The 5983-nt window shown below is 45.0% G+C and carries 4 protein-coding genes and 1 pseudogene; 4 read left to right on the top strand and 1 reads right to left on the bottom strand.

Annotation, left to right across the window (positions count from 1 at the left end; genetic code table 11):
• From J9889_RS19165 to J9889_RS19155, 3 genes and pseudogenes are all read left to right on the top strand, one after another.
• A pseudogene (locus J9889_RS19165) lies at positions 1–139 on the top strand (IS1595 family transposase); the annotation flags it as partial.
• Positions 140–151: 12 nt separating this feature from the next.
• Positions 152–1801 carry an AAA family ATPase gene (locus J9889_RS19160; protein ID WP_210557752.1) on the top strand — a complete coding sequence of 550 codons (1650 nt, stop codon included), beginning with the start codon at positions 152–154 and terminating at the stop codon, positions 1799–1801.
• A 2-nt stretch (positions 1802–1803) separates the two neighbouring features.
• Positions 1804–2397, top strand: coding sequence for a hypothetical protein (locus J9889_RS19155; RefSeq protein ID WP_210557750.1), 594 nt, complete (start codon positions 1804–1806; stop codon positions 2395–2397).
• On the opposite strand, the gene J9889_RS19150 is transcribed toward J9889_RS19155, so the two are convergent.
• Positions 2293–3429 carry an ISAs1-like element ISAs12 family transposase gene (locus tag J9889_RS19150; RefSeq protein ID WP_021141311.1) on the bottom strand — a complete coding sequence of 379 codons (1137 nt, stop codon included), beginning with the start codon at positions 3427–3429 and terminating at the stop codon, positions 2293–2295. The two genes, J9889_RS19155 and J9889_RS19150, sit on opposite strands and share 105 nt — an antisense overlap.
• 167 nt (positions 3430–3596) lie before the next feature.
• On the opposite strand from J9889_RS19150, the gene J9889_RS24745 reads away from it, so the two are divergent.
• On the top strand, positions 3597–5843 hold the full coding sequence (locus tag J9889_RS24745) for a nuclease domain-containing protein (RefSeq protein WP_210557748.1): 2247 nt from the start codon (positions 3597–3599) through the stop codon (positions 5841–5843).
• Positions 5844–5983 lie beyond the last annotated feature (140 nt).

Genomic DNA, 5983 nt, shown 5'->3' with positions numbered 1-5983 from the left:
AAGGCATCTTGCGGAATACTGCTTCCGGTTTAATCATCGTTTTGACCTCAAGAGCATGTTGGTTGAATTGGGGCATGCAGTCGTGGCAAGCCCTCCGATGCCATATCGGCTCTTGAAGCTGGCTGAGGGTCATGGGTAATCAGGAAAGGATATGACTAACAAGTTGGCGGAGTTGTCAGACGCATTCAAAAGTACACAGGATAAAATCAAAATATCAACGTCAGAGCTTGAAAGCTCAATTAAGAGAAATGAAGAACTAAATAATGATAATCATCGGCTAAATCTGAAGATTCAAGCAAGCAAAGCTGAGTTAGACGTCATTATCGAAAAGAGCAGGAGAGCAGAGGAAAATATGGCAAGAAAAGTCGAGAAACTAACGGATTTTATCAAAGAGAAAGCCATCTTCCTAAAGAATTTTGAGTTCTTGGATGAAGAAGATTTCGACTTTTTTGTTGGAAGCACCTTGTCTAATAAGGATCTTGGCGAACATATCTCTTTTGCACAATCCCTTGATTCGAACTACAGCGATGCAGTTTCTTACATTCAAGCGTATCTCAAAGATCGAGACATTTTGTACCCTCGCCACATCATCGAGAACTTCCTAACGCTTGTTCGCACCAATGATCTCATCATTTTGGCGGGTGACTCGGGCTCTGGAAAAACGAACCTGGTTCAGTCGTTTGCTAAAGCAATTGGGGGGGTATCGAAAATTATCCCCGTTAAACCTAACTGGACCAGTTCAGAGGACTTGCTGGGTTATTACAACCCATTAGAGAAAAAATACTTGGCGACACCATTCCTTGAGGCATTGATCGAGGCGAGACAAAATCCTGATATTCCATACTTCATTTGCTTAGACGAAATGAATCTCGCACGAGTGGAATATTACTTTGCCGACTTTCTTTCTAAGCTAGAGGAGCGTAACGAGCAACCGACCATTCAACTTTACTCGGATGATGAAGCCGCACATGTTCTCGCTGAGCTAAAAGGGGTTGTTTCGATCATTTCTAACGCGCAAGAAAAATTCAGCAAAAATGGCATCGTGGACTTTGTTGCACTTATGCAAGATGAAGATATTAACGCTGAAATGAAACGCGCATTTGGTTTTAGCGATAAAGACTCACTAATCAAATACCACGGTGACATTAGACGTATGTTGGCTGGTGTTCTCGGTACGCCATCATCGATCACGATATCTGCTAACGTAAGAATCATTGGTGCTATCAACATCGATGAAACGACCCATTACCTATCACCGAAAATTCTCGATCGCGCGCACGTGATGAAGTTTAAGAGCCCTTTGCTGACCGACTGGGATACCATTTTTGATGAGATTGACTCTTACGGGCTAGATGACGTTACTTTGCCACTAGTGTTTGATATTGCAGAACTTGGCGAGCGTACCCCTTACCCAAAATTTGAACGCTCAGATGAATTCTGCGAGCTGTTCACCACCCTAAACCGAGAAGTGTTTGACCCACTTGGCGTAGAGTTTGGTATGCGCACCATTCGACAAGGGCTTAACTATATAAGTCTGTTTAGCGATGTAAACGACAATAAGTCGCTGGCCATCAACAACTTTATTGTTCATAAGGTGCTGCCAAAATTCACTTTTGATGGCGATAAGCAAGTGGGTGATTACAGTAAAGCTGAGCTTGTTAACCGTGTGTTTTTGCCTCGCCTTGAATCGCTGTTGGATAACAAGACGGAGATAGCGGCGCAGTTTTCATGCACCAAATCGGTAGAGCGATTAGTTAAAAATGCCGAAGCGAATGATGGCGTTGTGAACTACTGGGCATAATTATGGAAGCTCCATTTGTTATCAAGTTTATCGAGACCAAATGGCACGATAAGCAAACCTTAGTCAGTGTTAGCGAGTCGAAGTACTCGCTAAAGCTTGAGCAGGTTGGAAACAACGCCTTTTCCGCACACACCACCATCTACCCTAAGGTCGATGAACTACGTTTTGCTCAACTTGCGATAAAAACTAAGCATGGTGATCAGTTACCGCCCCCTTACATTGCCATGCCCAATGGCGAGAGAAGGCAGTTAGAGTCGATTATCGATCCTGCTTCTAATGCAGTGTGGTGGGTTGAGCCTGCTCATTGGGATGCAAAACAACGGGTTTGGCGCAGTGAAGCGAGGCGAACAGCGGGTCAGATTACCTTTGTGATTGGCAGCTCAACGTTAAAGCTGGATATTGATATCTCCGAGAAGACAAAATCGGATCTTTCACGCTATCTGTTAGATTTTAAAGCGGATCTGTGGCAGGGTGAGAGCGTGAACATTTTGTTAAATTTCACCCAGTTTTTTGAGACCCGCATTGAGTACCGTTTCCAGATATTCACTGCTCATTCCTGCGATTTTTTGCTTCCGTCTTACGCTCGCCTTGCGTGAAGTCTCGGCCCTGAGCATGTTCAGCCCCATGTGCCGGATGCACGCCAAAATCTCTGCGGCATCACCGCGATAAATCGGGCAATCATCCTCGCCCATCGTGACGTCCAGCACCCAGTGCAGGCTATTTTCGATGGCCCAGTGCCCACGCACCGCTCGCGCAAACTCATCCTGCACCAACGCTTTGGAACTGATGAAATAACGCTGCTCTATGGTAATTTTTTGCATATTTTCAACGCGATAGGAGATGGCCACGCCAATGCTGTGCAACTGTTTCCAATGAGGAAACTGGGCGGCCAACTCGCCCGCCGCCATGACATGGTACTCACGACCATCGATGCGGCCATGAGCCTTCTCAAGCGTCATCGTCTCTGCGCATAACGGGGTGGCCGCCAGCGGGGCGAGGGCCTGTCGAACCGCCTCGAACAACTTGGGTTGGTTGCCTTTGACGGCCAATAAGTAATCGCCACCTTGCTGAAGGATGGTCTCGGCGATCTCGGTCTGGCACCCCATCGCATCGATGGATACCAGGCAGCCTTTGATGTCGAGCAGCGCCAGCAACTCGGGAATAGCGGTAATTTCATTGGACTTGGCGTCGGTTTTTATCTGTCCGAGCACCAGCTTATTGGCGGCGGCATAGGCACTGACCATGTGAATGGTCGACGTTCGATCCTCACGGTCATAGGAACTGCGCAGGGTTTTGCCATCGATAGCGACCAGGGCGCCATCGGTGTGCTGGTTAATGGCTTGAGTCCACCGCACAAAGGCGGCCTGAAACGGCTCTGGTTTGATGCCGGAGATGATCCTGGCAATGGTGTCATGGACAGGAATGCCGTTTTTAAACAGTCCCTTGGATTGAAACCAGGGAAGATGAACCTCGCCGAAATCCTCAATATCTTCCCAGCCCTCAGCCCCGCCGATCACGGCACAGACGGTGAGAAACAGGACATCGTAGAAGGGATAATAAATCTTGGCATGCTGGCGAGGGTCGTGAATATTGTCGAAGAACTGAGCGAAAACGGCATCAATAGACATGAGAGCACTCCTGAAAAGGAGCATGAGATCACAGCCGGATCACCAGGTCAAATTTCAGGGTGAGGATGTGAGCAAATTGTTAACTATGGAAATCATGGAAATTATCATTTTTTGGATTTCATGCGCATTTTTTGAGCTGAAATGACGTGCAGTGACGATTAAAAAGTGTGAAGGCGATCCTGACTATAAAGTTAACTGCATATCACAGGCCTATAAGTATTTGTTTTGTAGGCAAAAAACTATTTTTAATTTTTAACAAAATGTTCACGATCTCGCCCTGGGATCTGTGGGAGCTGATCCTCGATGAGAACAGTCATATTACGGGCGACGCTAAAAATTCTCAGGTTGCGGCCATCGATCAAGAGGCTTTGTCGCTGATTGCATCAATTCTGACTAATGCGCAAACCATCCTCAAAAAGCCCAAAGTCGAGTTGAAAGAAGTTCAAGCATTAAAGCCAGCCAAAGAAGTGCGCCCCGTTCCGCGTACATTCATGGAAATATGCACCAAAGGTTCGCGTAAGCATTTAACCAGTCGCGCGTCTGAGCCAAGCTACAACGTGCCAGAGAATCAATATGTCTCGTACGTCGTGTCCAGCACCCTGAGTATTGTAAAGCAATTAGCTAGGGTGGCTGAGAATAAAACAAGTCGTTTCTCTAGTGCCGTCGAAAAGCTTAATGAGCGTTTAGATAGTTTAAAAGACTATCGATCAATCAACCGAGACCTAGTGGTTAAAGACTTGGAAAGACTAAAAAAACAATGCAGCATAAAAGAAATAAACCATGAATTAGAGGACAAGTTATCTCAAATCAACTCCAATATTTCACTTCAGCATTTGAACGTGACCACAAGCTACGTCAAACTCGAGAATCCTACAAACCCTACAAACTCGGAAAATAAGTGGTGGGCAAAAGTTAAGTATTCCTTACATGCTGAATGGCAACAATTTGAACACGATGGATATACTATTCTCAGCTCTGGAAGTATGTATTCTAGTGTATTCAAATCTAATTGTAGCTATGAAATAGATGCGCTATTTCCTGCGCCATCTAAAAGAGGAAAAGTCTCGATTTTGTTTCCAAAGTACATATCCCGCCTGACTCTTCTTTCAGATTCGCTGTCACTCCAGAGAGATAGAGACAATTTTAAAAAATTACGCGATCAAGGCATTATCCTCAATGAAAATGGCTGGAAAACGAAGCTGACACCGGAAGAATTTTCTGAACAGGAAAAGGAACGAGCGACAATTCGAAAGCGCCTTAGTTACTTTGCTACTGAGCGAGAAAAAGTAAGAATGGTGCATCAGGTATTGGCGCCAAAAATAAAGCCTTTCCAACAAGTTGAGAAGGAATGGCGTCAATGCAAAGTCAAAAGTAAAAGTACCTTTCCCAACTCAATGACATTTGTACAGAATCCAGCGTACCAAGCTGTCCACTCAGGTTTCAAGAAGTTAAAAGAACGGATTGGTTTGGCAGATGAGGACATTTTGCTTTCACTGGAGAAGATTGAGGCGATTGGACTACTCAACATGCCACTACTCTATGAGCGGTGGTGTTTGCTTCAAATTATTAAAGTGCTGACTCAGGCACTCCGATATCAGCCCGAGGAAAACTGGAAGCGAAAATTGATTGCGAATATTCAAGGCAATGAAGAACAAATCAGCATTCATTTTTTCAACCCAAGTGTTTCAAGAACCATCACTCTGCAATACGAACCGTTCTTAGCCAATGGTAAGCGCCCTGATTTTGTTTTGGATGTGGAAGCGACTACTAAAAGTGGTAACCAGATCTCAAAGCGGTTAGTAGTCGATGCAAAGTACTATTCTGCTGCCTATCTCAAGCAGAAAGGTGGGATTGGTGGGGTTATCCATGAACTCTATTGCGGCAAGGATTATAGCGAAGGTCAAGCGAACAGCGTGTTTGTTCTTCATCCTGTGTTAGAAGCGGTTGAGAATGTGGTTTCCCCGCAGGAATGGGCTAAAGACAGTTATTTAGGTGAACTATCCATGTTTGATTGGGAGCCTGCATACCATGAACGCCAAGCTACAAACTATGGTGCAGTATGTGCCAATCCAATGAAGTCGCAACGCTATCTTGATGAAATTCAACGTATGTTAGGGATGTTTTTGCAATATGGCATTGAAGATAATACGCAATTTCATGGTGAGTCTGATGATACTCAAGCCATAAATTTCTGCGTGTCTTGCGGATCTGAAAAAGTAGCTGATGTAACTACTTCAAAGAGATCAAATCATCAAAAGCGTTGGTATAGGTGCAGTGAATGTACTCAGTTTACTGTGTATACCCACTGTGGTACATGCCATACACGATTAATTAAGAATGGCGAGTATTGGACCTATTTGTCTTTGATGCCTATGTCTTCAATTAACATAAAGTGTCCAAACTGCGAGTCGTAAGTATTCACCGGAACAGTATTGACACAGGAAAAATGAGACGATCGTCTCTTGATCCCACTTTCCTGCTTGCTTGATCCTGCTCCTTAGATACGCTCCCCCCATGAGCAAAAACACCATGCATTCCGCGGGAATGCCCACCA

The organism is Aeromonas sp. PrichA-15 (assembly GCF_017939245.1).
GTDB lineage: Bacteria > Pseudomonadota > Gammaproteobacteria > Enterobacterales > Aeromonadaceae > Aeromonas > Aeromonas caviae.
Note: the sequence above shows the minus strand (reverse complement) of the source record. Positions and strands in the feature narration are given on the sequence as shown.

Coding starts and splice junctions, on each gene's coding strand:
- J9889_RS19160 (WP_210557752.1), top strand. CDS start 152: ATGACTAACAAGTTGGCGGAGTTGTCAGACGCATTCAAAAGTACACAG.
- J9889_RS19155 (WP_210557750.1), top strand. CDS start 1,804: ATGGAAGCTCCATTTGTTATCAAGTTTATCGAGACCAAATGGCACGAT.
- J9889_RS19150 (WP_021141311.1), bottom strand. CDS start 3,429: ATGTCTATTGATGCCGTTTTCGCTCAGTTCTTCGACAATATTCACGAC.